Origin of the sequence: Haloarcula sp. KBTZ06 (assembly GCF_048595605.1) — an archaeon.
Classification (GTDB): Archaea; Halobacteriota; Halobacteria; order Halobacteriales; family Haloarculaceae; genus Haloarcula; species Haloarcula hispanica.
The window spans coordinates 1751759-1777074 of sequence record NZ_CP184337.1; the positions used below are offsets into that span (position 1 = coordinate 1751759).

Consider the following 25316-nt stretch of genomic DNA (forward strand, 5'->3'; position numbering starts at 1 on the left):
CGGCGTCAGGTTCGTACTGTTTTCGTGGCCCCTCTCTACATGCGAGCGACAGCTACGGGGCCGGGAAGACCCGTTTGTCACGCGGCGGGACGTAGAAGTTCGAGCGTGACGCAACCTCGATGAATTCCAGCAGGCCGTTGTTCTGTCGATCCCGGAGTTCCTCGTGTTCCTCCCGGAGCCACCACCCGTTCATCGCGTCCCGGACTTCCTCGAAGTCACGCGGGCGTTCCTGTAACGAGAGGAAGTGAATCCCGGCCTGGCCGCCGTCAATCGTGTTGAAATCGCGCCGGAGGACAATCGGCTCCCCGTCCTTGCGGGCGCGGGCCACCTTCTCGAAGTGGCCGACCTCCCCCTCTGTGCTCGCGTGCTCGCGGACCATGTCGGCGAAGGGGAGGGTACCTCTGTCGATGTCCTCCGGCGAGAACTCCGCCGAGAACAGTCGCTTGACGCGGTCGGACTGGGCGAGTTCCCACCAGTTGTCGAAGGCCTCGTTGATTCGTGAGAGGTGTATCGTCGTCCCGCCGGCGTACGGGCCGTCGTCGATGGTGACGCGGTCCTCGCTGGCCTGCGTCCCGGCCCGGCCGGCGAAAAAGCCCGAGAACATATACGACTCCTCGGGGATGTCGGCGGGGACGCCCTCCGCGTCGGCGTGGGCCGCCGGGAGCCCCTCGCCGATGAAGCCGCCGCGGCGGTCGGCGACGGAGAACACGTCGCCGAGTCGACCCTGAATCTCCGCGTCCGCGAGCGTCGGCCGCGTGTCGAACATCGCCGACTCGGCGGCCGCGAGGTGCGAGGGAACGTCGCTCGCGAGGACGAGCATCGCGTCGAAAGACTGCAGGTCGGGGTTGTCCGTCCGGGAGAGGACTCGCGGGCTGCGTATCGGGGACGAATCGAGCGACCCGTAGGTGTCGAAGTAGCTCGTCCCCCAGCCGAGCATATGCAGGAGCCCCGAACTGATGAACTCGTAGGCGTCTTCCAGTGTTCGCATCGCTAGCTCGACAGTCTCCGCGGCAGAATCCGACGGTGACCCGTCGAGGTCGAGCATGAACAGACGGAAATGACGTGGCAACAGGTCGTTGCCGGCGGCGTCGCTCCGGAGGCGCGCGTTCCAGGCGTGTTGCCGTCTCGGGAGTTCGTCGGCTCGGGGGTTCGGGTCGAGGTCACCCGTCGGCGACTCCGCTTGCCTGGCCAGCAGGGACGAACACCCGCTGAGACCGGCTGCTCCGGAGAGTGCGGAGAGTCGAAGCAGCAGCCCTCGGCGCGAGTTCATGGTATGATATCACAAGGGTAGGTCTGCGTGGAGAAAAACGTTGTCTCAAGGGAACAGGTCGCAACGGTTTTTACTTGACATTCCGTACCATATACCATGTTAACTATACTCATACACTCGGAATCGGGACTCACCCTCCCGTTTCCACCCGATATGGGCACGGCGGTCCTCGGTGTCGGACTGGTCGTCCTCGCCGTCGTCACGTACGATATCTATCAGCAGCACTGGACCGGGGAGGGAACCTGATGGCCACCGAACAATCGGACTCCCGGCTGACAGCCGTCTCGCTCCTCGGATATCTTCGAATCCTGGTCTACACTCTCGCTACGCTGCTGGCGCTGTCACTGCTTGTCGTCGGAACGATCGGACTCATCGCCGAGCTCAAGGGGAGCTGGCACTGGGAGATTCACCTCAAATCGACTATCAGCTACATCGGCCTGTTCGTCAGCCGGCTGCTGATCGTTCTCGTCCCGCTGTTCGTGGTCCTCGTCGTCGGTCGGCGGGTGGTGCCCGATGCGTGAGCGACTGCGTGTGAACCCCTTCGGCGTCGTCGCGGCGGCGTCAGTCACGCTCCTCTGCGTGCTGGTCGCGGGCGCGGGAGCCGTCGCAGTCGTCGCACGGTCGGTCAACTCCTGGCGGTCGCTCTTTTTCATGGAACAGACGATGGCGTTCCTGCTGCCCGCGGTGAAGGTCCTGCTGGTCGTCGGCCTCATCGCAAGCACGGGCCTCGTGCTCCGTATCCGGTAGCCGCCCTGCTAGCCGATCTGCGCGACGATCTCGTCCTCGAAGCGGACCAGCCCCTCACAGATGAGCGCCGCCGCGAGGAACAGCCCCTCGTCGGCTTCCTCGCGCATCTCGTCGGCGAAGTCGATGACCCACTCGCTGAGGTGTTGCTCGATGAACACCCGCTCGTAGCCGACGGTCTCCTCGTCGCCCTCGCGCTGGCGCTCGATGAGATACCGCAGGAACGCCAGCTCGACGGCGATGAAGTCGTCCTCTTCGGGGTAGTCCTCGGGCGGTGCCCAGCCTGCCGCACCGTAGCTGGCATCGACTTCGGCGAGCCCCTCGCCGATGAACTCCGTGTCCTCGCGGTAGTTCGTCTCGTGGGGCAACACCGGCGGCCGCGGGCCGACGAGCAGGTCCGTGTACTCCCGTTCGAGTTCGTCCTGCACGTCCGAGACCGACCGGTCAGTGTTGTCGTCTATCCACGCCTGCAGCATCTCGAAACCCTCGTCCAGCTGGTCGTTGATGGAGTCCTCCGGCAGTTGAACCTCGCCGCTCAACAGCCGCTCGACGAACGCCTCCTCGGGCACATCCCAGAACACGTCGATGACGAAGTCCACCAGTTCGAGGCGGGCCTCGTAGACGGCCGCGTCGTTCATCGTTTCTCCCCCTGGTCGAACAGCAGGCGACTCCGACAGTCGCTACAGTACTCGAAGACGCTGTGGTCGGCGTCGGGGGCCAGCCCCTCGACCTGGTCGCCGACCTCCGCCTCGATCTTGTCGGCGGAGGCAACACTGGTGAACGGTTTGCCACAGCGAACGCACTCGAGCATGTCGCCCTCGTGGACGGTCACCCAGGCCTCGCCGTCGCGGTTCTCGGGGAGCAAGGAGAGGTCGAGCCCGTCGCGCATCGTGATCGCCGTCTCCGGACACCCTTCCTCACAGAGGCCGCAGTTCACGCAGTCCGCGTGGTTGAACGCCAGTTCACCCTCACCGGTTCGCTGGATGGCGTCGGTCGGACAGAGGTTCGTACAGGTCGGCGTCAGCGTACACGCGTCGTTGACGTCCATAATGCCGAAGTCTTTCAGCCCGCGAATCACCTCGCGTTCGGGCTCGACGTGATCGAGGATGGTTCGAACGCTCTCCAGCGTCCAGCCGTGGCTGTCGAAGTCGGGGTTAGGGCGGGGCTCCTCGCGGTCGGTGTCGCTGCGGCCGGTCGCCTCGTAGTCGCCAGCCGGAATCGGCGTCTCGTCGAGGCCGAACTCGACGAAGCCAGACAGCGATTCGACGAAGGCTTGGGGGTTGCCGGCCTCCGGCGCGAAGAAGCCGACCCGGTCGCCCAGGCCCAGATCGGTCGTCGCCTGATTGAGCCGGTCGACCAGCTCCTGCTTGGGGTCCGGGCCAGAGTGGAGGCAGGAGCCGCCACAGCCGACGATGGCGACGCCGTCCGCGCCGGCCGCCAGCGCGTGCATGACGTGTGCTTCACCGACCGTGTCCGTGCAGTTGACCTGCACCGGGAGAATCGGTGGGTAGTCGAGATCGCCCGATTGGACGGCTTTGCGTCCGTGTGCGCGGAGCCGTTCGGCGGCGTACTCCGAGCAGACGAACGCGATGACCTGCGTGTCGATACCTGCGCTGTCGCCACGCGAGAGTAGTCCCTCGTCCGTGTCGTCTTCCAGCAGCGCCTCGACTTCGCGCGCAAGCCGCCGGTTCGAGGGCTCGCGGAGCTGTGTCGCGCCCGTCGGACAGGCACTCGTACAGGCCCCGCAGTTCTCGCAGGCCACCTCGTCGAACTCGACTGAATCGATAGTGGGCCGGTCGACCGCGCCGTGGGGACAGGCGTCTACGCAGGCCGTACACCCCTCCTGGCTAGATGCCCCGGCGGCACAGACGTCCATATCGAGGTCGAGGAACTGCGGCTTCTCGATGCCGCCCAGTTGCGATTCGACGGCGGCGATGGTTCCGGCGTCGACGGGACCCGTATAGAAGCCAAGCCGGCCACCGCGGGCGTTGTCCCGGCCGCCGGGGTAGATGACCTGGTCGACTTCGACGGTGTGGGTGACGCCGTCCAGATCGATAGCGTCGGTCGGGCAGATGTTCGTCCATTCGCCGTCGGGCGCGTCGGGGTGAATATCGACAGGGAACTCGATCACCATTCCGTCCGGCCCCTCTCGAACGCAGTCCATGCAGTCGATGCAGTCGTCGGTGACGCGGGCTTCCAGCGTGAGTTCGTACTCGCCGTAGGAGCCATCGATGTCGACGACGCGCCCGCGCTCCATCGTCACGTCGCCGAGCCCTTCCACGTCCGCGAAGTCCCGCCCGTCCGCAACGAACGTCACGTCGGCGCCGTCGGTCAGTGACCGCGCTGCTTCCGGATCACCAACGACGGCGACGCGGTTCCCGGCGTCTTTCGACACCGTCCGCGACGGCGCTTCCTCGCGGAGGCCGGCCCGCTTTGCATTGATGAGACGGGCCGTCTTGTCGGTGGCCGCGGCCCCGTCGTGGACCCAGGCGTTGGTTTCCCGGTGGTCGACGAACACCGACGCCTCGGGGTGAAGGCCGTGTTCGTCGGCGAGCCCGCGGATGCGATCCTGACACGACGGTTCCGGTGTCGTCGCGATGACCTGATCGAGATCGTACTCCTCAATGACCTGTGACATCCCGGCCAGGCCGTCCTGACAGAGCAGTTCGGAACTGGCCACGACGTCGACATCGCTGACACCGTCCCGTACCGCTTCGAGGTCGATATCGCACGATCCCCCACAGGAACACACGAAGGCGCCCGTGTTCATTAATCATGCAAAACCCTGTCCCGGTAATAGACCTTGCGGAGTGTTCACACATCTATTCATGAATACAACCCCAAATATTTGGCTGGGTAGAAAATTTCATGAATTATTATGGCTAACTATGACACATTTTATCATGGATGACATCGAATTTGTGGCACGTCTAGAGAGACAATGACAAACCAGATTTCGTGGCAAACACGGACAGCATCGGTAATGGGTGGGCACCATTCACCATGAGTACACAGCAGGAACCAGTCTCACTGGATCTCGACCGGCGCTCGTTTATGAAGGCGAGCGCCCTGGCGGGCGGGGTCGCCCTCGGCGTCAGCGGCGCTGGTCAGGCACTCCAGGAGGACGGCGAGGAAACGGACGGGACAGACACGGACACCGAACTGACCAAGACGATCTGTAATTACTGCTCAGTTGGCTGTGGCTTCCGTGGTGAGAAGGAGGGCAACTCCTTTGTCGGCATGGAGCCGTGGCATGAACACCCGATAAATGCCGGGTCGCTGTGCTCGAAAGGAGCCGGCATCTACGAGACCGAACACTCCGAGAAGCGCCTCAAACACCCGATGATACAGGAGGACGGGGAGTGGCGCAAGCTCGGCTGGAACGATGCCTACGACCGTCTGGCGACTGACATCCGAGCGCTGTGGCCCGATTCCGACGTCTCACCAGCGGAAGCCGTCGACGTCGACGCGGAGCACAGCCGCGAGAGTGTGATGTTGCTGGGCAGCGCGCATCACTCCAACGAGGAGGCCTACGCCATCCGAAAGCTGGCGGCGTTCATGGGCACGAACAACATCGACCACCAGGCGCGTATCTGTCACTCCACGACGGTGACGGGGCTGGCGAACACCTGGGGCTACGGCGCGATGACAAACACCGTGCAGGACTACCGGAACTTCGACCTGAACATCATCATCGGCCAGAACCCCGCCGAGGCACATCCCATCGCGATGCAGCACATCCTCGAAGGGCAGAAACGCGGCGGGACCATCCTCAATCTGGACCCGCGGTTCACGAAAACGTCGGCCCACGCCGACGAGTTCATGCGGTTCCGCCCGGGCACCGACGTGGCCCTGATGATGGGTATCATCAAAGAACTCCGCGACAAGCACGGACTCGCGATGGACCCGGACGCGGACGACAGCGGACAGAACATGCTCACTGACCGCGTGCAGGGCTGGGAAGACGTCGACGCGGAACTCGATGAGTACGACAAGGAGACCGTCGAGGAGATCACCTGGGTGTCCGCCGAGGACATCGAGCGCATCGCCGACATGATCGACGAGGCCCGGCCACACGTCCAGATCGAGTGGGCGATGGGTGGGACCCAGCACAACAACGGGACTCAGAACATCCGCTCGTATGCGATGGCGAGCCTCGCCTCCGGGAGTGCGGCCCGGAGCGGCGGCGGCCTCCAGGTGATGCGAGGACACGCGAACGTCCAGGGGGCGACCGATCTCGCGGTCGCGAGCCACATCCTTCCGGGCTACTACGGCCTCACAGCCGGCGGCTGGTCCTGGTGGGCCGAAATCTGGGACAAGACGCCGGAAACCAGCGGCTCCACCTCGTTTGCGGACATGTACAACCGGTTCGAGCTGATGCCGCCGGAGAAGTACGTCCGCCAGAGCCCGAACTACGAAGGGAGCGAGGACGCGAACGAACTGCCGCCGAACGGCGACCACGGCCCGGAGAACCCGGCCGAGAACTCGATGATGTTCCAGAACGGGCTGACGGTGGCCCGCTGGTTCGAATCAGCGCTCGACCAGGAGGACCGGTATCAGGAGACGCCGATCTACCAGCCCGACCAGACGAAAATCGCCGTCTTCTGGGGCCACTCCGCGAACTCCATCAGCGAGATGGAGCAGATGAAAGAGGGGATGGAGAACCTCGACCTGCTAGTCGTTGTCGACGTGTTCCCCTCGGTCGCGAGCGTCCTCCCGGACTACGAGGACGGACCGCCGGTGTTGCTGTTGCCGGCGTCCAGCCAGTACGAGCACCACCGGTCGCTTACCAACACGAACCGGTCGGTGCAGTGGTCTGAACCGGTCCGCTCGCCGGCGCACAACTCCAAGCCGGACCTCCAGATCATGCAGGAACTGGCCGGCTATCTGGGCTTCGGCGAGCACTTCGACTGGGGCGCGGGCTCGGAGCTGTACAACGGCAAGTCGAGCTACGAGGGCGTCGTCCGGGAGTTCAACCTCGGGACCAACACCATCGGCTACCGGCAGACCCCCGAGCGGCTCCAGCAACACCTAGAGTACGACTGGGCGTTCTCCAACGAGGACCTCAAGGGGGCCGAAGGGACGCCTGTCGCGGGCGAGTACTGGATGCTTCCCTGGCCCTGCTGGGGCGAAGACCATCCGGGCACGCCGATAATCTGGAACGACGACTTAGACCCCAACAACGGGGGGCAAGACTTCCGGACCCGTTGGGGCGTCTCGGCACCGACCCCGGAGGACTGGGACGCGATGCCGACGGACGACGAGTACCCGATGCAGGAGACGCTCGACGCCGTCGGCGACCGATACGACAGCCAGGCGGAAGCGCTGGACCTGACCCGGGCACCGTACAACCCCGAGTGGGCCGACGACGACGACACGGCTGCAGACGGCATGATTCACGGCATCCCGGAGTATCCGGGCTGGAAGGTGACGCCGCCACAGAGCCTCGTGGACCCCGAACAGGAGGTTCAGCCGGACGAACTCACCATTCCCCAGCAGTACGCACTCGACAACCAAGAGTCGGTGTACACCGCCGCGCAAGCGTTGAACAATCCCGACACGGGGAGCGCGGTCTTCGACGAGTACCTCGAAACGATGATCGGGCAGGGGGTCGACCCCGAGTTCTACGAGGAGTACGATTACAACCAGCCCGACGCGCCGACCGGACGCGGCCGGGCGCGTGCCGTCGTCTGGAGCTTCCTCGACAAGGTGCCGGTCCACCGCGAGCCAATCGAGGGGCCGGACACGGAACTGCTGAACGAGTGGCCGGCAAACGGCCAGCAGCGGAACTTCTACCGGCTCGACCAGAACAACCTCGTCGAACAGGAACAGGCCACGGACATCATCCACAATCAGGACGACGGGCCTGATCTGGACATGATCATGACCAGCGGTCGGCAGGTCGAACACCAGGGCGGTGGTGCGGAGACGCGGAACAACATCCACACCGCCGACCTCCAGCCGCATATGTACGCTGAGATAACGCCGAACAAGGCGGCGGAACTCGGCGTCGACGGCGGCGACCTCGTCGTCATCTCCTCGACGGACCGTGGCTCCGTGCTGGTGAAAGCCCGCGTGACGGACCGGCCGAACGATCAGGAAGTGTTCCTGCCGTATCACTGGGGCGGCGTGTTCAAAGGCGAGAGTCTGGAGGACAAGTACCCCGACGGCCACGTTCCCTACGCAATCGGGGACTCAGCCAACGCTATCACGTCCCGCGGCTACGACGTGGAAACCCAGATGCAGGAGACAAAAGTATCGATGGTCGCGGTCAACCCGGCGACGCCGGAGGTACTGGACCGGTACAACATCGACGTGGACCTCGATCTCACGTTCCCGCAAGACGAGAACGACGTCGGGACACAGAAGGACTTCGACGTCCGCGACAACTCGACGGTGCAATGAGGTGAGCTAGTATGTCAACAGGCAACGAAGTGATGCACGACGGCGTGATGAGTACCGGCGAGGACGCGCGCATCTTCCCGGACGTCGAAGCGTGCATCGACTGTGGCGGCTGTGTCGTCTCCTGTAAACGAACGTGGGACGTCCCGCGCGACGAACAGCGAATCAGCATCGCGACGATGCTCGAAGGCCAGGAGGCCGCGTCGGGGCTCAACGCCAGCAGCGGCAAGGCGATGGAACAGGGCGAGTCGCCCGGCGAGACCGCGGTGCCGATGCAGTGTTACCACTGCGAGAACGCGCCGTGTGTCTCGGTGTGTCCGACCGACTCGCTCATTTCGAAGGAGAATGGCTTCGTACGGGTCCGGGACGACCTCTGTATCGGGTGTCAGTACTGCCTCTCGGCGTGCCCCTTCGGCGCGCCGCAGTTCCCGAGCGAGGACGAGGGCGTCGCGAACCTCGTCGGCAGCGGTGGCAACATGGACAAGTGTACCATGTGCGAGGAGCGCCAGGACGTCGGCAAGGGGCCGGCCTGCGCCGAGGAGTGTGCTACCGACGCCATTCTGGTCGGGACGCCCGCCCAGATATCCGACGAACTGGACAACAGGGACAGCGGCACGTTCTTCAACGACGTGGCCATGGACATCATCTTTGGCGAGGACGCCAGTGAGTTCCAATGACTGACAGGGATGACCTTCCGGAGGTGAACGGGTATAGCCGCGTCTCGGTGCTCATCAGCACGGTCGTCGGCCTCGCCGTCGCGGGGCTGGCGCTGTTCTGGGCACAGGGGTTCAGACTCGGCTACGAATCGCTGTACCGGGTCAATCCGAGCGTCGCGGGCGGCGGTATCGGCGCGGACTGGGTGTTCGGGAATACTATCCCCGCGCTTGACTTCCTCATCGCACTCATCCACGCGGCCGACGTCATCCTGGGTGCGTTCATTCTCGTGATGGTGTTCATCCACTGGGCGGCGTTCCAGCGGCTGGCCGACCAGATGCGTGAGCCAGACGAGGACGTCAGCGAGGCCGTCGCGGCCGACGGTGGCTCGCGGGCCCGCAGCGACGGACAGGGAGGTGACGGCGCGTGAGCAATCTCGACCACGGGAAGTTCACGCGGGTGACGACCCTGTTTCACTCGCTTTTGGGGCTGGACGTGTTCCTGCTGTTTTTCACCGGGTACGCCATCATGTTCAACGACGAACTGTGGTGGATGCTGACGCTGATGGGCGGTGCATCCGGTGTGACGGCGATCCACCGTATCACCGGCATCGGGCTGGTCGCACTCGTCGTCTTCTGGATTACGCTCCAGATTATCTCCCCGACCGGCCGGAGCAACTTCTCGAAGATCCTCCCCAGCAAGGGTGACGTCGACGCGTTCATTCAGGACATCCAGTTCGTGCTGGGTCGGGCCGACGAACGGCACCCCAGTGCGCGGCAGTTCGCCGGCTACAAGGCCGACGAGGTCCCGTTGCTGTCCTACATCGGCAAGGGCGTCGTGTTCATCTTCTCCATCGAGCTGACCCTGCTTGCGATTTCGGGGCTACTCATCTGGAGCAAGACCGGACTCGCCGCGATGTTCCAGACCAAGGCGGCCGCGATGGCCTTCGTCACGTTCCACGGCCTGCTGGGCGTCATCATGCTGATGGGGGTCATGTTCCACATCTTCGAGCACGGGATGCATCCCGCCTTCTACCCCGTCGAGACGAAGGCGTTCATTCCCCGAAGCATGGTGCCAGAGCACCACGGTGACGACGATGAGGAGCCGGACACCACGGGGATCGAACGGCTCTCGCTGTCCCCGTCCTGGCGCACTGTCTCGACAGTCTTCGGTGCGATGACCGTCATCGGCATCGTCTCCGTGCTCATCGGGAGCATCTTCGACGAGGGCTATCCGGTACCCCGTGAGCTTGCCATCGGCGGCGGGCCGTCGAGCATCCTGTTGACTATCGGTATTAACCTCGGGATGGTCGTCCTCGGTGTCGGGCTCGTGCTGTCGATGTACGGGAACGTCCTGCGCATCCGCTGGGAACAGCAGCTAGAAGCGGAGCGGGAACCGTCGACCGCGGCCGATGGGGGCGAGCCCCAGACCGACGGCGGCCAGCCTAAATCAGACGACAACGAGAACTGAACCGACTCGGGGCCGTTTTTCCGTGCAACTACGCGATGAGTGCCTGTCCTTCAGGTGATAGCTCGACGTCGACGTCCTGGCGGGTCTGCTCTTGAATCTGGTTCAGGTTTCGAGTCAGGACCTGGAGGATGTCTTTTGGCTCCGGGTAGACGAGCATGTTGCCGTCGCCGTCCTCCATGACCAGTTGTGTGTCGGAGAGCGCGACCTGGTCGCCCTCAATGCTGGCGACGATGACGTCCAGTGCCTCCGCGCCGCCGGGGTCGCCTTCCGTCACCTTCGTAATATAGAGTGCATCGAGGCCAATGAGATCCTTGTACTCGCGGACCTGTTCGGCGCAGGCGACCATATCCTGTGTCACAGCCGTCTTTTCGGCGTTGCCGTGATCCCCCTCGTGGCAGTGTTTACAGATTCGGAGTTCGAGACGCATGCCCCTGTCTATGTGATTGGCTCTCATTACCGTTGGGGAGGGGGCGCTCAACCACTAGTGTTTACTGTACCGCTGTGAAATGGTATCATATGGCATCAGCGCTCAACGCGGTGTATCTGGCACTGGTCGTAGTCGTCGGCGTCGTCGGAACGCTGTTCGTCGCAAGTATCAGGTCCGCCGACGTGCGGTCCCGGTGGCTCGAACTGTCATCGATCGGGATCGTGGTACTGTTCCTGCTGTCCCTGGGCGTCCAGTTCCTCGCGTAACCGTACCCGATTGCCGGGAGACACTGCCGAAGCGATAGCCATCGTTGTGTCTCTGCCAAGCAAGATCCATCGACGGATGGCTCGAACTCTAGCTCAGTACCGGCAAATATAATCCAATCTACCCAAACTTATGAATATATTTTCCTTTATCTATTTTTCAGGCACTGAATTAGCGCTATATCTCGGAGACTCGTATATAAATACAGTATTTGGGTGTACTCCCCCGAAAGTCGGTGGGTTTAGCTACTACTTAGAACGTATCCAGTGATAGGAAACCGATAGTCGATATCCCTCGTTTAGAGTAACAGTAGTACATCCATTATTGAGATAGGGACCGCGTCAGGGGCGTGGTACTATATAGTACCACACGGTGTAAGATAGCGTTGGAACGTCGTTCACTCATGATGAATGATACGTATAGTGGCTATTTATCAAACAAAACCTAGAACCGGCATCTATGAGATGAAAGCCGGAACTCGTGTCTACTCGTTCGTGTCGCGGGACCGAAACACATGCTCGAAACGCCTTCCAGACATACTTCCAGTACCCTCCTGACTAGTCTGTGCTGTTCTGCAATCACTGGCCGAGGACGGTGCTATTGTCGAAAGACGCTGTTTAATTACCGCTGTCACAAGACTGTACTACCGTTCACCGTTTCTGAACACTGCCGTTACGAATAGGTAACGTTCAGCTCGATGACGTTGGCGACTTCCAGTACCTTCTGTGGGAGTTCCTCGCGGAACCGGTCGCCACGGAACCGATTCGTTGGCCCCGAAACGCTGATCGCACCGATGATTTCGTTATCGTGGTTGAGCACTGGGGCAGCGACACAGCGGAGCCCTTCGAGACGCTCTTCGTCGTCGAAAGCGACGCCGCGGTCCCGGACGTCCGCTAGCTCTTGCTCCAGTTCCGCTCTACTGCTGATCGACTTGCTGGCCTCCCCGCCGAGTCCGTGGCGGTCGACGATCGCATCGACCCGTTCGGTCGACATATGTGCGAGGATCGCTTTTCCCAGCGCTGTCGTATGAAGCGGAACGCGTGTTCCGACGTGGGCCTTGACCTGGACAGCTTTGTCTCCCCGAGCACGGTACAGGTACGACCCGCGGCCGTGTTCTTCGACGAGAATATTCGCGAGTTCGCCGGTTTCTGCGGCCAACCGATCGACCTCTGGCTTCGCGATCCCGAACAGTTTCTCCCGGTGGCGGGCGTAGGCCCCCAGCTCCAGAAACCGGAGCCCTACCTCGTACACACCGTCCCTGTTGACAACGTACTCCTCCTGTTCCAGCGTGCTCAGATAGTTGTGAACCGTGCTCTTCGGGATGTCGAGATGCTGGGCCAGTTCGGTGACACCGGCCCCGTCGAGGTCTTTCAGTGCGTCAAGCACCTCGAACGTCGTCTCGGCGGATTTGACTGGGTTTTGAGCGGTCTTTGCCATACCCGGTCATGGTACGCCCTCGTATTAAACAGTTGTTCAAACATCTGGGACAGAGCGGGGACCTCGATGCCACACCGGTTTCTGTCACGACATATCGATGGCATATCACCGCACACAGACACGTACGTTCCGGCCGATTGTCGCAAGTAGAGATACCCATAGAGCGTGTAGGCAACCGACGGGTGACAAAACTCTGTCGGGACAAATCCTCACAGCAGACCGACACACAGGCACGCAATCGGAACCAGTCGGGGGCCGAGTGGGGTATCACGCTGTGAAACCCCATGCGAAGGGGTTCCCAGAGAGACCGCGGCCCCGTTCCCGGTTCACTAGCCGCTTAGACGACCGTGACGGGATTTTTCAGCGTTCCGATGGACTCGATGTCGATGGTGACTTCGTCCCCTTCCTGCAGCGTAAAGTCGTCGTCGGGAACGAGCGAGGTCCCGGTAAGTAGCACCGATAGTTCGGGGACCGCGTTGTGTGCGGTGTAGTACGAGACGAGTTCCTCGCAGGTGCGTTTCATCTCGCTGGTGTTGGTCTCCCCGTGGTAGACACGCTCACCGTCGCGGTGGATCGACATCGAGAGCGCCAGCGAGTGCGGGTCTTCGATGTCCGTGACGACGGCCGGGCCGACCGAACAACAACGGTCGTACACCTTGGCCTGAGGGAGGTACAGCGGGTTCTCCCCCTCGATAGACCGACTGCTCATGTCGTTGCCGATGGTGTAGCCGACGATTTCTCCCTCGTAGAGAACAATCGCAAGCTCGGGCTCGGGCACGTCCCAGTCCGAGTCGGCCCGGATACCGACTGCTTCGTTGGGGCCGACAGTCCGATTGGGCGTCGACTTGAAGAAGATCTCCGGTCGCTCCGCGTCGTGCACGTACAGATACATCTCCGGCGTGTCGCTTTCTTCTGTCCGCGCTTCTTCGCTGATCTGGTACGTAACGCCGGCGGCCCAGACTTCGTCGGCAGTGACGGGGTCGGTAGCATCGGCTTCGAGTCGCTGCTCGGACACCGCTTCAGCGGTATCGAGATGGCGGGCACTGAGTTCATCCGGTGCAGTCTCCGCAATCGAGGCCGACTTGAGGAGGTCACGGAACGTGCGGAGTTGCGGTTTGACGCTGGTCAAATCGTACACACCGTCCCCAGTTTCGACCGCTAACCGCTGTGAGTTCCCGTCGCGTAGCTGGTAGTACCTCATACAGAGTAGCAAACTGCAACAATACATCAATCTTGCGCTGCCAACGGCGTACTTCCTGCCTGTCGCAAGGGGACACAGACACTAGTTGTGGAGAGCATCAGCTATCCGGCGGTAGACACACAGTCGGTACAAACGGCACTTTCCACAGAGACACACAAGGGAAACTCGCTTCCGTCGGTCAGTAATCCATTTCGCTTCAGGCGAACCGCCGTTCAGTAATACGGAACATCATGGATGACAGACGTACATACGTTATTCTGGTGTCCCAGTGAGTCTGTCGTGAGAGATGGACTTCTATCGAGCCACAGATCACGTCCGAAGTTGGACTTGAGTTCCCTAAGTACCACGTAAACTTCTAACCGTACTCATTTTTCTTACCAAATAGCACATATATGGATAGATCTTATTAATATCTAGCACCGTATTACTTAATATAGAGCTATCTGTGCAAGCTCTCACTTAGGTGGCCGAAATATGCGGACAGTATCCCGCTTCCCATCCATCGAATCTACTTCAGTAAGTCCACAGTCTGTGAACACCGCGTTCCAGTCCCGATAGTACAGCGGGACGTTGTCGTCGACGTAGTTTACCTCACCCGGGTCGCCGCCCTCGTTCTCGACGGTGATCAGCAGGTCATCGACGATACGCGCCAACTCCCCGAACGCCCAGTCCACGTCCGGGTGGAGGTGCTGTAGCGTCTCGACGGAGAAGACGACGTCGTACGCGTCGTCCGCGACATCCGTGACGAACTCCTCGATAGCCATCGCGTGGAACGAGCCGGTGGCCGCAAGGTCGGGATACGTCTCGGCGAGGACATCTAACGCGTCGGCGTTGATGTCGACCCCGGTCAGATCCGAGTAGCCAGCGTCAGACAGTGCAGCGAGATGTCGCCCGGAGCTACACCCGACCTCCAGAATAGCCGCGTCCTGCTCGACGTGCTCCGCAAGTATCGACTGCACTAGCTCACTCGTCTCGTCCGCTCCATAGTAGGCATAATACGCGGGGGAGTATTCGCCGGACCGGTCGGCCCACTCCTCGCGGATGTCGGTAGAGTCCACGGTCAAGTCGGGAGGGGAAGACGGAAAGTTCTGCCGGCTCGGTCGCAGCGGCGGTGGTTCGACCGAAAGACGCAACAGCCACCCAGCCGACCGGTATGCCATGGTCTGGACAGTGATGCCGGACTTCGAGGGGTACGACGAGGCCCGCGATCAGTTCAGCTGGGACCTCCCGGCGTCGTACAATCCGGCGGTCGATTTTCTGCAAAAACACGACGACCCCGACAGGGTGGCGCTCGAACAGGCATACCCCGACGGGCGGCGCGAGCAGTACACGTTCCGCGAACTGGACGAGCTATCGGACAGGCTCGCCGCGGGGCTGGCCGGGCTCGGTGTCGAGGCCGGCGACCGGGTCGGCGTCGTCGTACCACAGAAGCCACAGAACCCGATCACACACTTGGCGAACTGGAAGCTCGGAGCCGTCTCGGTTCCGCTGACGGTCCTGTTCGGGACGGACGCACTCCGGTATCGGCTGGACGACGCCGGCGCGACCGCCGCTGTTATCGACCCGGCCGTGCGCGGCGATATCGATGCAGTCCGGGACGACTGTCCGGCGCTGGAACACGTCGTCGAGATCGAAACCGACGCACCGGCGGGCGATGTCCACGCCTTCGAGGACGTGCTCGCCACGCCGGAACACACCGATATCGAACCCTACGAGTCCACACCGGACACCGATACGGCGATACTGTACACGAGCGGGTCGACGGGGCCGCCGAAAGGCGTCCGGCACTCACACGCGCTCTGGCTCGGGCGAGCCGCGGCCGCGTACAACTTCTTCGATCACGGGCTGGGACCGGACGCGACGGTCTGGACGCCCGCGGATTGGGCCTGGGGCGCGGCGCTCGGGGGGACGCTCTTCGCGACGTGGCACCACGGCGGGACTATCGTCGGCTACCCCGCTTCGGGGTTCGATGCCGAGGAGGCGTTCAGCCTGCTTTCTGAGTTCGGCGTTACCCGGTCGTTCATGCCGGCCACCGCCCTCCGAATGCTGATGGACGTCGAGAACCCGACGGCGGCGTACGACCTGGCCATCAAGACGTTCGCCGTCGGCGGTGAGTCGCTGACGCCCGAAATCGTCGACTGGGTGGCTGAGACGTTCGACTCTGTCACGATTAACGAGTTCTACGGCCAGACGGAGCTGAACCTCGTCGTCGCCAACAACTCGAACTGGTTCGACACTCAGCCCGGCAGCATGGGTAAGCCGTTACCGGGGTATGACCTGACAATTCTGGATCCCGAAGCCGCCGACAGCGGCGTTGCCGACCCCCTCCCAAGCGGCGAACTCGGTGAGATAGCGGTGCGACCCCACGACCGCTCGGTGTTCTTCGACGAGTACTGGAACATGCCAGACAAAACCGCAGCCAAGGAGGTCGAGGGCTGGTTCGTCACCGGCGACCTGGCTCGACGGGACGACGACGGCTACGTCTGGTTCAAATCGCGCAAGGACGACGTCATCATCACCAGCGGCTACCGCGTCGGACCGATGGAAGTCGAGAGTGCAATCCTTGAGCACCCCGACGTGGTCCAGGCGGGCGTCATCGGTGTGCCCGACGACACGCGTGGAGAGATCATCAAGGCCTACGTTGAGACAGCCGAGGACGCACCGGCCCGCGAACGGCTTCGGTCGGAAATCCAGTCCGCCGTCAGAGCGCACCTCGCCGAGTACGAGTACCCCCGCGAGATCGAGTTCGCCGATGCGTTGCCCCAGACGACCAGCGGGAAGATCCGGCGGAAGGAATTGCAGGAGTGGGACGCCGACGACAGCGCTGCCGGCGGGCCACCGTAGTCCCCAGTGTAACTCTCGGTAGTCATAGAGCGTCCGAAATCAGTTGTGTATCGCGGATACTGTCGGCAGCGAGGGGTACGTTGGATCTCGATATGCAAATTTCTGGTTCGAAAAGACGATAATCGATAGAAGATTGTAATTATAGTCCTATCAGCTGTTTTGATATTCATATCCTAGATATGCAGAGCTAAATCTGAAGGTCAGATCTAAGACACCCCTTCATTGGTGCCCCTCTGTAGTGTGTTGGTCAACCATAAGCCGGGAGCGTGGTCCAGCGGATGGTGGACCTCGGTCGTCAACCTCCGTTGACCGGCACCCGAGCGACGTACAGATTGCGTCGATAGCTTTCGGAAGACGACTACAATACGGCTGCTCGGGGAAATTAAACGCAGGTATGAATGGAACGGACAGCCAGGATGGCCCGGCGTTCGGACGCGGGTAATCCCGTTTGCCTCCTCCACCCCGCGACCCCACGAGCGACGGGTGTTCGATGGTCCGCTGCTCACTTCCGTGCCTGGCGGAGTGCCATCGTTTAACCACATGGGCGCACCCCTGCAGGTGCGACCACGCGGACCGCCGTCCCCGTGGGACGAGGCTTCCACGTTAGCTTACGGGGTCCACGTCCGTCAGACCGGACGCCCCCGGTGTTCGGTCCCCGCTCAAGACCACAGTGCGGGCGAGGAGGGGGGCCTAGCCCCCCGACCTAGTCCACCTGAAACTCCGCCGCCGCCCCATAAGGGCCTTTCGGATGCGCCCACAGACCGCTGGACGACGCGCCGGTGGGCAGACCGGCCTACAGCAGGTCCAGCGCTCGGGCAAACCATGTCCCACCGAGCGGGATGAGCACACCTGCGAGGACGACACCCCAGCGGTGGTACTCCATCAGTGTCGACTCAGTCAGTCCCAGCACGAGGCTCTCGGGAACGGTGACTGCCCAGAGGACGCTGAGGGCGACGATGAACACGCCCATGCCGATGCTGGCCCCCGCCGCAACACTCGGGTCCGACCGACCCTCGCGGCCGGCCGCCAGCACGATGATGCAGACGAGCGCGAATACGCCCGGTAGCAGCGGGGATAGCGCCCCTGAACTGTAGTACGCCCCCACGGCACTGGTCGTCTCGACGAGGCCATACGGGACCGCGAGTGCAAGGAGATATAGAACGCAACCGACGATGCCGACAGCCGGAGCGAGCCGTAAGTCGTCCATACCGTTGCTCGGTCCGGCGGCGTCATAACAGCGACGTTCGAGCGAAACGAGGAAATGTCGCCTCTCCGTAGCCGTGACCATGGGACTGGGTTCCACCGCGAAAAAGATACAGAAGGTCGCCGACATCGCCGAGGACCTCTACAAGAAGGTCAACGAGCTGAAGACGCAGCTGGAGGACCTGCGCAGCACCGTCGACGAGACGAACACCCGCGTCGACGGGATGGAGCGGGAACTGGCCGAACAGCGCGCACTCATCGAGGCACTCGCCGAAGAACGGGGCGTTGACACGGAGGCTGTCGTGGCCGAGGTCGCTGCTGACACCGACTCCGACACTGCTGAAGCGGTTTCGGAGTAATCCCATGACTGCGGTCCCATCACGCGGCGGAACCGGTTGGTTTAAACCATAACGTCATCATACCATTGTACGTAGGGCGCTTAGCTCAGCTTGGACAGAGTGCTTGGCTTCGGACCAAACCGTCGGGGGTTCAAATCCCTCAGCGCCCGTATCGCTTAATTCATCCGAATTTTCCGCGTACAGAGGTTTAAGCCCCAAATATGATTTTATTACCTCGATTCCTTTCGTTCGACAATCGAACGGTTCTGAGTTGGAGCGGTGTCGTCTGGTGATTCGCGTACTTCTACACGGACCTCACGGGGAAATCAACCGCCAATTACGACGCTACCACCGCTTGTGTCGGGTAACTTACGGCGCTCAAGAACCTTCCTAAACTTCGTCAAGTAGTTCGGGCTGAATACAGAGAGTGTAGTCAGCACAGCGGCCTCATTTGCTCCAGATACGTTACGTTTTGTAAGCTGCTCAGTAGGCGTGTCACGACGAATCAGCTGGACCACACTACGTGGAGTCGCCCGCCCTTGTCGTCACCTGGTAACGTTCTCCCTGGAACTCGTAGATGCGGGAATCGTCAAGTCCGAAGGGCGGGATGGAGCTGGTGAACTCTTCTATCCGGACTCGGGCGGCGTCGTATTCCCGGCTCAGTGCGATGGCATCGCGCAACTGATCGTCGCGTACAACCTGCTCAATGATGATTTGCTCTGCATGGGGCTCGGAGTCGTCGATTCGTTCGAGCATATACGCATCGTGTTCATCGTTGTCGTTGTCAGCCTCACCCCGGGTTGACCGTGCAACCAGCGTCTCGCCGTCCCATTCCGTCTCGGCGATGGCGGCTGTTGTGGTCAACTGCAGTGGATCGGCCTGCAAATCGAAGCTTGCCGCGAGCGCAATTGGCTCCTCGTAGGAACCTGCTTCGAACCACCCATCGGTTGCAAACGCGTAGTGCCCGCCGCCGAGCCCATCGGCTGAGAGTGATTCCGTCCCTTGGACCCTGTCGATGGCAGCGCCATCGTTGACGCTACCAGTCGTAACGGTTAGCGTCCAGGTGTGGTCCTCGCCGGCCGCCATTATTGCCAGTGGTTGTGGCGTAGACCGAGGCATGATATAGTACCAGCCGCCATCGACTCGTTTGTACAGTTGCCAGTTGTAGAAGTTCGCCTCGAACCGCTGTGCACTCCGGTTTCTGAGCGTGAAATCGGTTGGTTGATCCAGTTGGACGGTCTGGGTTTCTGGAACGAGGACCACTGGCATCGCCTCAGGATCGACCGCCTCATAGCAGACGACTTGGGCGGCGTCATCGAACGGTGGGCACGCCTCCGAGGCAGTGTCACCGGGGAACTCCGGCACCGCTTGGGTCGGTTCGGTTGGGGAGTTGCCATCGGCGGTTGTCGTCGATGTCGCGTTTGATTCGTCTGGGGCGGCCGTACAGCCGGCAAGCAGTGTGGCAAAACCTGTAGAGAGGCCAGATAGAATCTGTCTTCGAGAGGGCTTGGGCATGTTAGTTCGCTCCCGATGCGATTCGTATATGTTTTCTGTCCGGTCAGAAGGATCTCCACTGCGCGCCGCTGAGAGCCTTATTCAGGCGTTTAGCGGGTGTCAAACGAGTTAATCACGTCGATCGTCGAGTAAGTCTCGGCCAGATCCTGGTCGTCAAAGTCGGAATCATCGCTCCAGATAGCTGCATCGTTGGCAATCGCACACGCCAGATAGAGAACATCGTCCGGGTCGGTGTCACCGATTGCTTCCTTTGCCCGTTCGATAGCTTGGTAGAAGTCGTCAGCAGGAACAACGTCGATGTACTGGAACAGGAGGTCGATGAATTGTGTCACTCGGTCCTGCTCCATCCCAGATTTCTTCACGATTAGCTCCTCGTAGTTCTCGATTTCTTCGTAGACGAAGGCGGGTGTCAGGAGGTCGGGTTCGAGCGTGACGATGAGCTCACGCGTTTTCGAATCAGCGATGAGTGCAGATATGACAACGTTGGCGTCGATGACCAGCTTCATTCGTCGTGTCTATGCTGATTCCTCGTCAACGCGCTTACGTCCGCTATCGTTTATTTTGTCGGCGATTTCCTGTACGTCGCTCTCGGTGAGATTACTCTCACTGGTGAGTTCGTCCATCACTTCGAGCGCCTCGATTTTTTCTTCGATGGCCTGTCGCGTGATCTCGCTCCAGTTGATCTCCGGGTGGCTCTCCATTCGCTCCTTGAGGTCGTTGTCCACATTGACGGTGATACTAGGCATACAGAAACCTATGGATTCACAGATTACTGTATTTTTCGGTGTATCTAAGAGCGCTCGAAGTCGGTTGCCTCACGCCTATCAAGGGGATTCGCTCGCCCCACGAACGAGCGCCCTCAGCGCCCGTGATTTCTGTGCGAACGACAGTGAGCGGTGAGGAGCGTCGGCTGCGGGATTTGAACCACGCGAGACGAGCGAGAGCGAGTCTCGCAGTCGGGTGAAAATCCCGCAGCGCCCATCGCAGATCTTCTCCACCCAAACCGTCCGACAGCGGCGGCTTAGTTCTGCCAGTGAACGGAATGGACTTACTGTCCCGAGGTGACGGAGGCCGCGACCGAAGCACGAGTATGGCGATACCGACACGGTAGCCAGATACCCCGGCATTTACAGCCAAAATACGCTACTGTGCGGTTCAGTCGTCGGCCGGCTCCACGACGCCGTCGAGTCCGGTCATCTCCAGCCCGCCACCGATGGTCCGGTTCGGGTACGGCATATTGATGTCCTCGGCATCGAAGCGTTGCTTGACTGCCTTGACGTATTCGGCGCGCGTCTTGACGAAGTCGGACCGACTCGGGTTCTTGATCCAGATACGGGACTGCAGTCCGACGGAGGAGTCACCGAGTTCAACGAGGCGAACCGATGGCTCGGGGTCGTCCATAATCTCCGGGTGTGCCCTAGCCTCGTCGAGAATGATTTCAGTCGCCTCGTCGATGTCGTCGTCGTAGTCGATACCGAACACGAACTTCAGTCGGAGTTGCTCCTTGGCGACGGGGTTCTTGATGACGCCGTCGGTCAGATTCGAGTTCGGCACGGTCAGCAGCTCGTTGTCGAAGGTCCGGACGCGGGTAACACGGAGACTAATGTCCTCGACGACGCCGGAGTTGCCGTCCCACTCGATCCAGTCGCCGATCCGGAACGGCTTGTCGGTGTAGATGAACACGCCGGCGACGAAGTTCTGGATGACGTCCTGCATCGCGAAGCCGATGGCAAGCGTCGCCGCGGCGGCGATGGTTGCCAGCGACTGCAGGAAGTTCCCGTACTCGGCCATCCCGAAGGCGACGGAGATGGCGACGAACACGACACCGATGCTGACGACCTTCTTCAGCGGCCGCCGTGCGTGGGTATCGAGGTCCCGTGACTTGAGCGAGCGGTCGACGATGGGGAGCACTATCGCCTTCCCCAATGCGTAGACGAGGACGAAGGCGACGACGAAGACCACTGCCGAGGCGATGGACCCGGCCGCCGGTACGCCGAAGCCATTGAGTAGGTCGGTGAGCGGTTGGACCTGCATCATTTCTCGAACACCGCGGTGTGGCCCCGCACTTGAATCACCTCAGCGTTGACCATCTCGGCCAGGTCGTCAGCGAGTTCCTCGGCCGTCGTGCCGCCCCGGGACGACCGGAGGAACTTGACCTTCACGAGGTCCGTGTTTTCCAGTTGGTCGTCGAGTTCGTCCGCTACGGATTCGATGCCGTGTTTGCCGACGCGGAGCGTCGCGTCGAGGTCGTGTATCCGCGACTGTCGAGAAGAGTCACTCATGTACACCGTTTAGCGAAGACAGCCCCTTAAAACCAGCAGTCGTAAAGAATCCTCAGTCGTACGGATAGCGGGACTGTGACCCACAGTCACACGTAATGACGACGTGGCCGGACTGGGTCCGGGATCGGGCGTTGTGTCCGTGCAGCAGGTACGTGTCGCAGGCGTCACACGTCGACCGCTCGAACGACCGCGGCAGGCGCAGCCGGTGGCGTTCGGCGACCCGGCGAGCCCGGCGGACGTACGACCGGGCGCGCTCCTCGTTGCCGGCCTGGACGGCCTCGCGAGCGAGCGACTGGAGGCGCTCGATCCGCTCGCGGGCGATGGTCGCCTCGTCCGTCATTGGCGGTACTGGGTCGGCGGCGGGAAAATGCCTTCCGAACGAGCTAGCAATGGTCGCCGTACGATTTGGTAGCTTTGTGAACAGCCGGAAAGCCCCGAGACGCTGGGCTACTGCGACTCTCACGGCTCGCTTCGCTCGCCGTTCGAGTGGTCGCGGCGCGGAGCGCCGCGCACTCGCTGCGCGCTTCTTCGCTCCCTACCGTCGCTCATGCAGTGCTTGCTTCGTCTCGAACGCCCAGCGTCTCGCCCCTTTCAGTCCCACCTGTGACTGTTCGACCAGCCGACACGGGTGGGACTGAAAGGGGCCGCGCTATCGACGAACCCCGGTGAAGCAAGCACTGGACTGAGTGAACGGAGTGAGCGAGGGAAGCGCACAGCGAGCCGCGGGAGTCGATAGCGCGGGGGCTTTCTGGCTGTTCTGAACGTTTGTTTGGTAAGTAAACGCTTCTAATCACACCCTCCACAAGTGAAGTCGATAGGATTTTCGGCCCCGACAGAGTTGCCCGAGACGTGCGCGTCCTGAACTATCTCGAACTGGCCGACCGCCTCGACCGGTCGGGCATCGGCACCGCCGTGGACCACCAGCGGGCGGCGCTGTCCGAGACCGACATCGAGGTGGAGACGACGCCCTGGCAGGAGGGCCATCCGGCGTGGGCACTGGGTGGCAATATCGCCTTCAACGACCCGGTGTTCCGCGAGTTCGACATCGCCCACTGCAACATGATCGGACCCGGCTCCGTCGCCGTGGCACAGCACGCGGCGCAGGCGGACATCCCGCTCGTCCTGCACGCTCACGTCACCCGCGAGGACTTCCGGGACAGTTTCCGCGGGTCGAACCTGGTCGCGCCGGCGCTGGGTCGCTATTTGAAGTGGTTCTACTCCCAGGCTGACCTCGTGCTCTGCCCCTCCGAATACACGAAGAACATACTCGAATCCTATCCCGTCGACGCGCCCATACAGCCGATGTCGAACGGCGTCGACATCGACGCGCTGGCGGGCTACGAGGACCTGCGCGAGGACTACCGGCGGCGCTACGACCTCGACGGGATGGTCGTCTTCGCCGTCGGCAACGTCTTCGAGCGCAAGGGGCTGACGACGTTCTGTGAACTCGCCCAAGAGACGAAGCACGACTTCGCGTGGTTCGGCCCCTACGACGCCGGGCCACAGGCCTCCAGGACCGTCTCGCGGTGGGTGAACGACCCGCCCGAGAACGTGACCTTCACCGGATGGATCGAGGACATCCGCGGGGCGTTCGGGGCCGGCGACGTGTACCTGTTCCCGACGAAGGCCGAGAACCAGGGCATCGCCGTGCTAGAGGCGATGGCCTGCGGGAAGGCGGTCGTCCTCTCGGACATTCCGGTGTTCCGGGAGTACTACGAGGACGGCCACGACTGCCTCATCTGTGCGGACGAAGCGGAGTTCCGCGAGGCGCTGGAGCGTCTCGCCGAGAACCCCGACCTGCGGGAGCGACTGGGCGAGAACGCCAAAGAGACGGCCAGAGAGCACAGCCTGGAACGGGTCGGCCGGCGGCTGGTCGAGACGTACGAAGAACTGGCCTGAGCGGATCGAGGCAGATGGCTCGAGCGGTCGAAGCGATTGTTATGCCGATAGCGGTTCGCTGTTGACAGACACCGACGGCGAGCGCCGCCAGACGACCGCGACCAGCACCGCGCCGACCAGCACCAGCGCGCCAGCGACGGCGAACGCGAGCAGGAAGTCGTAGCCGCCGAGCCAGCCGCCCAGTAGCGACCCGACGCCGCTCGCCAGCCCGGAGACGGCGGTGTAGATGCCGAGCGCCTCGCCGCGGATGGCCGACGGCGCGAGCTGGGTGACGACGCTGGCCGCGGTGACGGCGATGACGGCCCAGGCGACGCCGATGAGGACGAACACGACGCCGTTGATGATCGTGCCCGCGAGCGTCGCAGATAGCAGGAGCCCCACGACGGCGACAGCCGGATGAAGCGCGGCGCGGGCCAGCAGGCCCCCGACCTGGAGCCCGCTCGGGCTGTAGCGTTCGGCGAGTGCGCCAGCGCGGTCGTACCACAGCGCCGAGCCGACGCTGGAGACGAGATACAGCGCGAAGACGAGTCCCGACTCGTAGCCGAGCGTCCGCGAGAGATACAGCGGCAACGGCCCCCAGAACACGCCGAAACCGACGAAGAAGGCGATGACGGCCCCGAAGTAGATGGTCAGCGACGGGGAGAACCGGGCCGCGACTTCTCGGGGGTGTATCGACCGCGTGAGCCAGTACAGCCGCCCCTGACTGACCGGGAACGTCGCGCTCCGGACCGGCAGCCGACGCGACCGGGCAATAGCCCGCGCCATCCGACTGGCCTGCGGACGGTCGAGTTCATCTGGGTCGGACGGCAGCCACTTCGCCCCGAAGAACGCCGACAGGCCAACGGCGGCCGCACACAGCCACAGCAGCGACTGCTGTGCGGGGATCTCTCCGAGTGGTTCGGAGAGCAGCGCCGTCCACACGAGACCGAGGACTAACCCGCCGGCCCAGCCCCAGCCCTGGTAGCGGTTCAGGACGGCGAACCGGGCCGGCCAGTCCCGCTCGACGGTTCCGGTGGTGACAAGCAGCGTCAGCACCGGCGCGGCAGCGCCGGCCGCGAACCACAGCAGGCCGTTGCCGACGATGACCAGCCACGGCTGTTCGGTGAGCGAGACGAGCAACAACGCGGAAGTCGCCAGCCCCAGTGCGAGGAGGACGAGCGACCGGCGCTTCCCCGTTTTGTCAGCGACGCGTCCGAAGATGAGTGCGCCCGGCGCACCCGCGGCGGCGGCCACCCCGGCGAGGACGCCCAGCATGAACGTCTCGCCGCCGATGGCGACGAAATACAGTGGAACGAGCAACGAGCCCGCGCCAAACGCGACCGATGCGATTGCCCAGGCGTACAGCCAGCCGTCCCGATCCATTACC

The 25316-nt window shown here is 62.3% G+C and carries 26 protein-coding genes, 1 tRNA gene and 1 other RNA gene; 12 read left to right on the forward strand and 16 right to left on the reverse strand.

Translation table 11 applies throughout. The annotated features are described in order from the left end of the window. Positions 1–52: 52 nt before the first annotated feature. The gene (locus tag ACNO8S_RS09085) at positions 53–1270 is read right to left on the reverse strand and encodes a DUF7405 family protein (protein ID WP_420181814.1); all 1218 of its coding nucleotides are present in this window, start codon (positions 1268–1270) and stop codon (positions 53–55) included. Between the two features lie 96 nt (positions 1271–1366). Here ACNO8S_RS09085 and ACNO8S_RS09090 point away from each other — a divergent pair, with 96 nt between their 5' ends. Genes ACNO8S_RS09090 through ACNO8S_RS09100 form a run of 3 tightly spaced genes read left to right on the forward strand, consistent with a single transcriptional unit; the run spans position 1367 to position 2017 of the window. Continuing rightward, positions 1367–1516, forward strand: a complete 150-nt coding sequence (locus ACNO8S_RS09090) for a hypothetical protein (protein ID WP_014040693.1) — start codon at positions 1367–1369, stop codon at positions 1514–1516. Then, positions 1516–1791 carry a hypothetical protein gene (locus tag ACNO8S_RS09095; protein WP_014040694.1) on the forward strand — a complete coding sequence of 92 codons (276 nt, stop codon included), beginning with the start codon at positions 1516–1518 and terminating at the stop codon, positions 1789–1791. Before ACNO8S_RS09090 ends, ACNO8S_RS09095 begins: the two co-directional genes overlap by 1 nt. Further along, positions 1784–2017 (forward strand): hypothetical protein, encoded by a 234-nt coding sequence (locus tag ACNO8S_RS09100; protein ID WP_050036718.1) that lies wholly within the window; start codon positions 1784–1786, stop codon positions 2015–2017. Before ACNO8S_RS09095 ends, ACNO8S_RS09100 begins: the two co-directional genes overlap by 8 nt. Positions 2018–2025: 8 nt before the next feature. On the opposite strand, the gene ACNO8S_RS09105 is transcribed toward ACNO8S_RS09100, so the two are convergent. Both ACNO8S_RS09105 and ACNO8S_RS09110 read right to left on the reverse strand, forming a co-directional pair. Beyond that, positions 2026–2652, reverse strand: a complete 627-nt coding sequence (locus ACNO8S_RS09105) for a TorD/DmsD family molecular chaperone (protein WP_014040696.1) — start codon at positions 2650–2652, stop codon at positions 2026–2028. Continuing rightward, entirely contained in the window at positions 2649–4784 is a 2136-nt protein-coding gene (locus ACNO8S_RS09110) for a 4Fe-4S dicluster domain-containing protein (RefSeq protein WP_420181815.1), read from the reverse strand. The genes ACNO8S_RS09105 and ACNO8S_RS09110 overlap by 4 nt, the downstream gene beginning before the upstream one ends. Positions 4785–5017: 233 nt before the next feature. Here ACNO8S_RS09110 and ACNO8S_RS09115 point away from each other — a divergent pair, with 233 nt between their 5' ends. The 4 genes from ACNO8S_RS09115 to ACNO8S_RS09130 are packed head-to-tail and all read left to right on the forward strand — an operon-like array spanning position 5018 to position 10540. Further along, the gene (locus ACNO8S_RS09115) at positions 5018–8419 is read left to right on the forward strand and encodes a formate dehydrogenase subunit alpha (protein ID WP_420181816.1); all 3402 of its coding nucleotides are present in this window, start codon (positions 5018–5020) and stop codon (positions 8417–8419) included. 11 nt (positions 8420–8430) lie between these two features. Beyond that, on the forward strand, positions 8431–9093 hold the full coding sequence (locus ACNO8S_RS09120) for a 4Fe-4S dicluster domain-containing protein (RefSeq protein ID WP_023843324.1): 663 nt from the start codon (positions 8431–8433) through the stop codon (positions 9091–9093). Further along, entirely contained in the window at positions 9090–9500 is a 411-nt protein-coding gene (locus ACNO8S_RS09125) for a hypothetical protein (protein WP_050007239.1), read from the forward strand. The genes ACNO8S_RS09120 and ACNO8S_RS09125 overlap by 4 nt, the downstream gene beginning before the upstream one ends. Then, on the forward strand, positions 9497–10540 hold the full coding sequence (locus ACNO8S_RS09130; protein ID WP_014040701.1) for a cytochrome b/b6 domain-containing protein: 1044 nt from the start codon (positions 9497–9499) through the stop codon (positions 10538–10540). Before ACNO8S_RS09125 ends, ACNO8S_RS09130 begins: the two co-directional genes overlap by 4 nt. Positions 10541–10568: 28 nt before the next feature. Here ACNO8S_RS09130 and ACNO8S_RS09135 read toward each other — a convergent pair whose 3' ends face one another. Continuing rightward, complete coding sequence (locus ACNO8S_RS09135) at positions 10569–10967, reverse strand: hypothetical protein (RefSeq protein WP_008313240.1); 399 nt, start codon at positions 10965–10967, stop codon at positions 10569–10571. Positions 10968–11056: 89 nt separating this feature from the next. Between ACNO8S_RS09135 and ACNO8S_RS09140 the strand changes: the two genes are divergently transcribed. Then, positions 11057–11233 (forward strand): hypothetical protein, encoded by a 177-nt coding sequence (locus ACNO8S_RS09140; protein WP_008313239.1) that lies wholly within the window; start codon positions 11057–11059, stop codon positions 11231–11233. Between the two features lie 670 nt (positions 11234–11903). Here the strand turns inward: ACNO8S_RS09140 and ACNO8S_RS09145 are convergent. The 3 genes from ACNO8S_RS09145 to ACNO8S_RS09155 form a co-directional block, all read right to left on the reverse strand. Further along, positions 11904–12668, reverse strand: coding sequence for an IclR family transcriptional regulator (locus tag ACNO8S_RS09145; protein ID WP_008313236.1), 765 nt, complete (start codon positions 12666–12668; stop codon positions 11904–11906). A 337-nt stretch (positions 12669–13005) separates the two neighbouring features. Next, a complete protein-coding gene (locus ACNO8S_RS09150) occupies positions 13006–13869 on the reverse strand; it encodes a fumarylacetoacetate hydrolase family protein (RefSeq protein WP_050007238.1) in 864 nt (287 codons plus the stop codon). A 455-nt stretch (positions 13870–14324) separates the two neighbouring features. Continuing rightward, a complete protein-coding gene (locus ACNO8S_RS09155; protein ID WP_014040704.1) occupies positions 14325–14927 on the reverse strand; it encodes a class I SAM-dependent methyltransferase in 603 nt (200 codons plus the stop codon). Positions 14928–15027: 100 nt separating this feature from the next. Between ACNO8S_RS09155 and ACNO8S_RS09160 the strand changes: the two genes are divergently transcribed. Continuing rightward, entirely contained in the window at positions 15028–16713 is a 1686-nt protein-coding gene (locus ACNO8S_RS09160; RefSeq protein ID WP_151103525.1) for an acyl-CoA synthetase, read from the forward strand. Positions 16714–17114: 401 nt separating this feature from the next. Here the strand turns inward: ACNO8S_RS09160 and ffs are convergent. Continuing rightward, an RNA gene (gene ffs, locus ACNO8S_RS09165) (signal recognition particle sRNA) lies at positions 17115–17427 on the reverse strand. A 79-nt stretch (positions 17428–17506) separates the two neighbouring features. After that, the gene (locus ACNO8S_RS09170; protein WP_050038235.1) at positions 17507–17920 is read right to left on the reverse strand and encodes a DUF7548 family protein; all 414 of its coding nucleotides are present in this window, start codon (positions 17918–17920) and stop codon (positions 17507–17509) included. Positions 17921–17999: 79 nt separating this feature from the next. Between ACNO8S_RS09170 and ACNO8S_RS09175 the strand changes: the two genes are divergently transcribed. Together ACNO8S_RS09175 and ACNO8S_RS09180 are read left to right on the forward strand one after the other, a co-directional pair. Beyond that, positions 18000–18275 (forward strand): DUF5798 family protein, encoded by a 276-nt coding sequence (locus ACNO8S_RS09175; RefSeq protein WP_014040706.1) that lies wholly within the window; start codon positions 18000–18002, stop codon positions 18273–18275. 74 nt (positions 18276–18349) lie between these two features. Then, positions 18350–18424, forward strand: a tRNA-Arg gene (locus tag ACNO8S_RS09180). A gap of 349 nt (positions 18425–18773) precedes the next feature. On the opposite strand, the gene ACNO8S_RS09185 is transcribed toward ACNO8S_RS09180, so the two are convergent. From ACNO8S_RS09185 to ACNO8S_RS09210, 6 genes are all read right to left on the reverse strand, one after another. Continuing rightward, positions 18774–19769 carry a hypothetical protein gene (locus tag ACNO8S_RS09185; RefSeq protein ID WP_050036724.1) on the reverse strand — a complete coding sequence of 332 codons (996 nt, stop codon included), beginning with the start codon at positions 19767–19769 and terminating at the stop codon, positions 18774–18776. Between the two features lie 89 nt (positions 19770–19858). Continuing rightward, positions 19859–20275 (reverse strand): PIN domain-containing protein, encoded by a 417-nt coding sequence (locus ACNO8S_RS09190; RefSeq protein ID WP_014040709.1) that lies wholly within the window; start codon positions 20273–20275, stop codon positions 19859–19861. 9 nt (positions 20276–20284) lie between these two features. Next, on the reverse strand, positions 20285–20515 hold the full coding sequence (locus tag ACNO8S_RS09195; RefSeq protein ID WP_044951905.1) for a hypothetical protein: 231 nt from the start codon (positions 20513–20515) through the stop codon (positions 20285–20287). 409 nt (positions 20516–20924) lie between these two features. Further along, the gene (locus ACNO8S_RS09200; RefSeq protein WP_044951907.1) at positions 20925–21803 is read right to left on the reverse strand and encodes a mechanosensitive ion channel family protein; all 879 of its coding nucleotides are present in this window, start codon (positions 21801–21803) and stop codon (positions 20925–20927) included. Beyond that, positions 21803–22051: a YhbY family RNA-binding protein gene (locus ACNO8S_RS09205; RefSeq protein ID WP_008313216.1), complete on the reverse strand. Its 249-nt coding sequence runs from the start codon at positions 22049–22051 to the stop codon at positions 21803–21805. The genes ACNO8S_RS09200 and ACNO8S_RS09205 overlap by 1 nt, the downstream gene beginning before the upstream one ends. A 52-nt stretch (positions 22052–22103) precedes the next feature. Next, positions 22104–22391, reverse strand: a complete 288-nt coding sequence (locus ACNO8S_RS09210; RefSeq protein WP_005538431.1) for a ribonuclease P protein component 4 — start codon at positions 22389–22391, stop codon at positions 22104–22106. A 509-nt stretch (positions 22392–22900) separates the two neighbouring features. Between ACNO8S_RS09210 and ACNO8S_RS09215 the strand changes: the two genes are divergently transcribed. Next, entirely contained in the window at positions 22901–23950 is a 1050-nt protein-coding gene (locus ACNO8S_RS09215; RefSeq protein ID WP_050036725.1) for a glycosyltransferase family 4 protein, read from the forward strand. Positions 23951–23989: 39 nt separating this feature from the next. Here the strand turns inward: ACNO8S_RS09215 and ACNO8S_RS09220 are convergent, their stop codons facing one another. Further along, entirely contained in the window at positions 23990–25312 is a 1323-nt protein-coding gene (locus ACNO8S_RS09220; RefSeq protein ID WP_420181817.1) for an MFS transporter, read from the reverse strand. Positions 25313–25316: the final 4 nt, after the last annotated feature.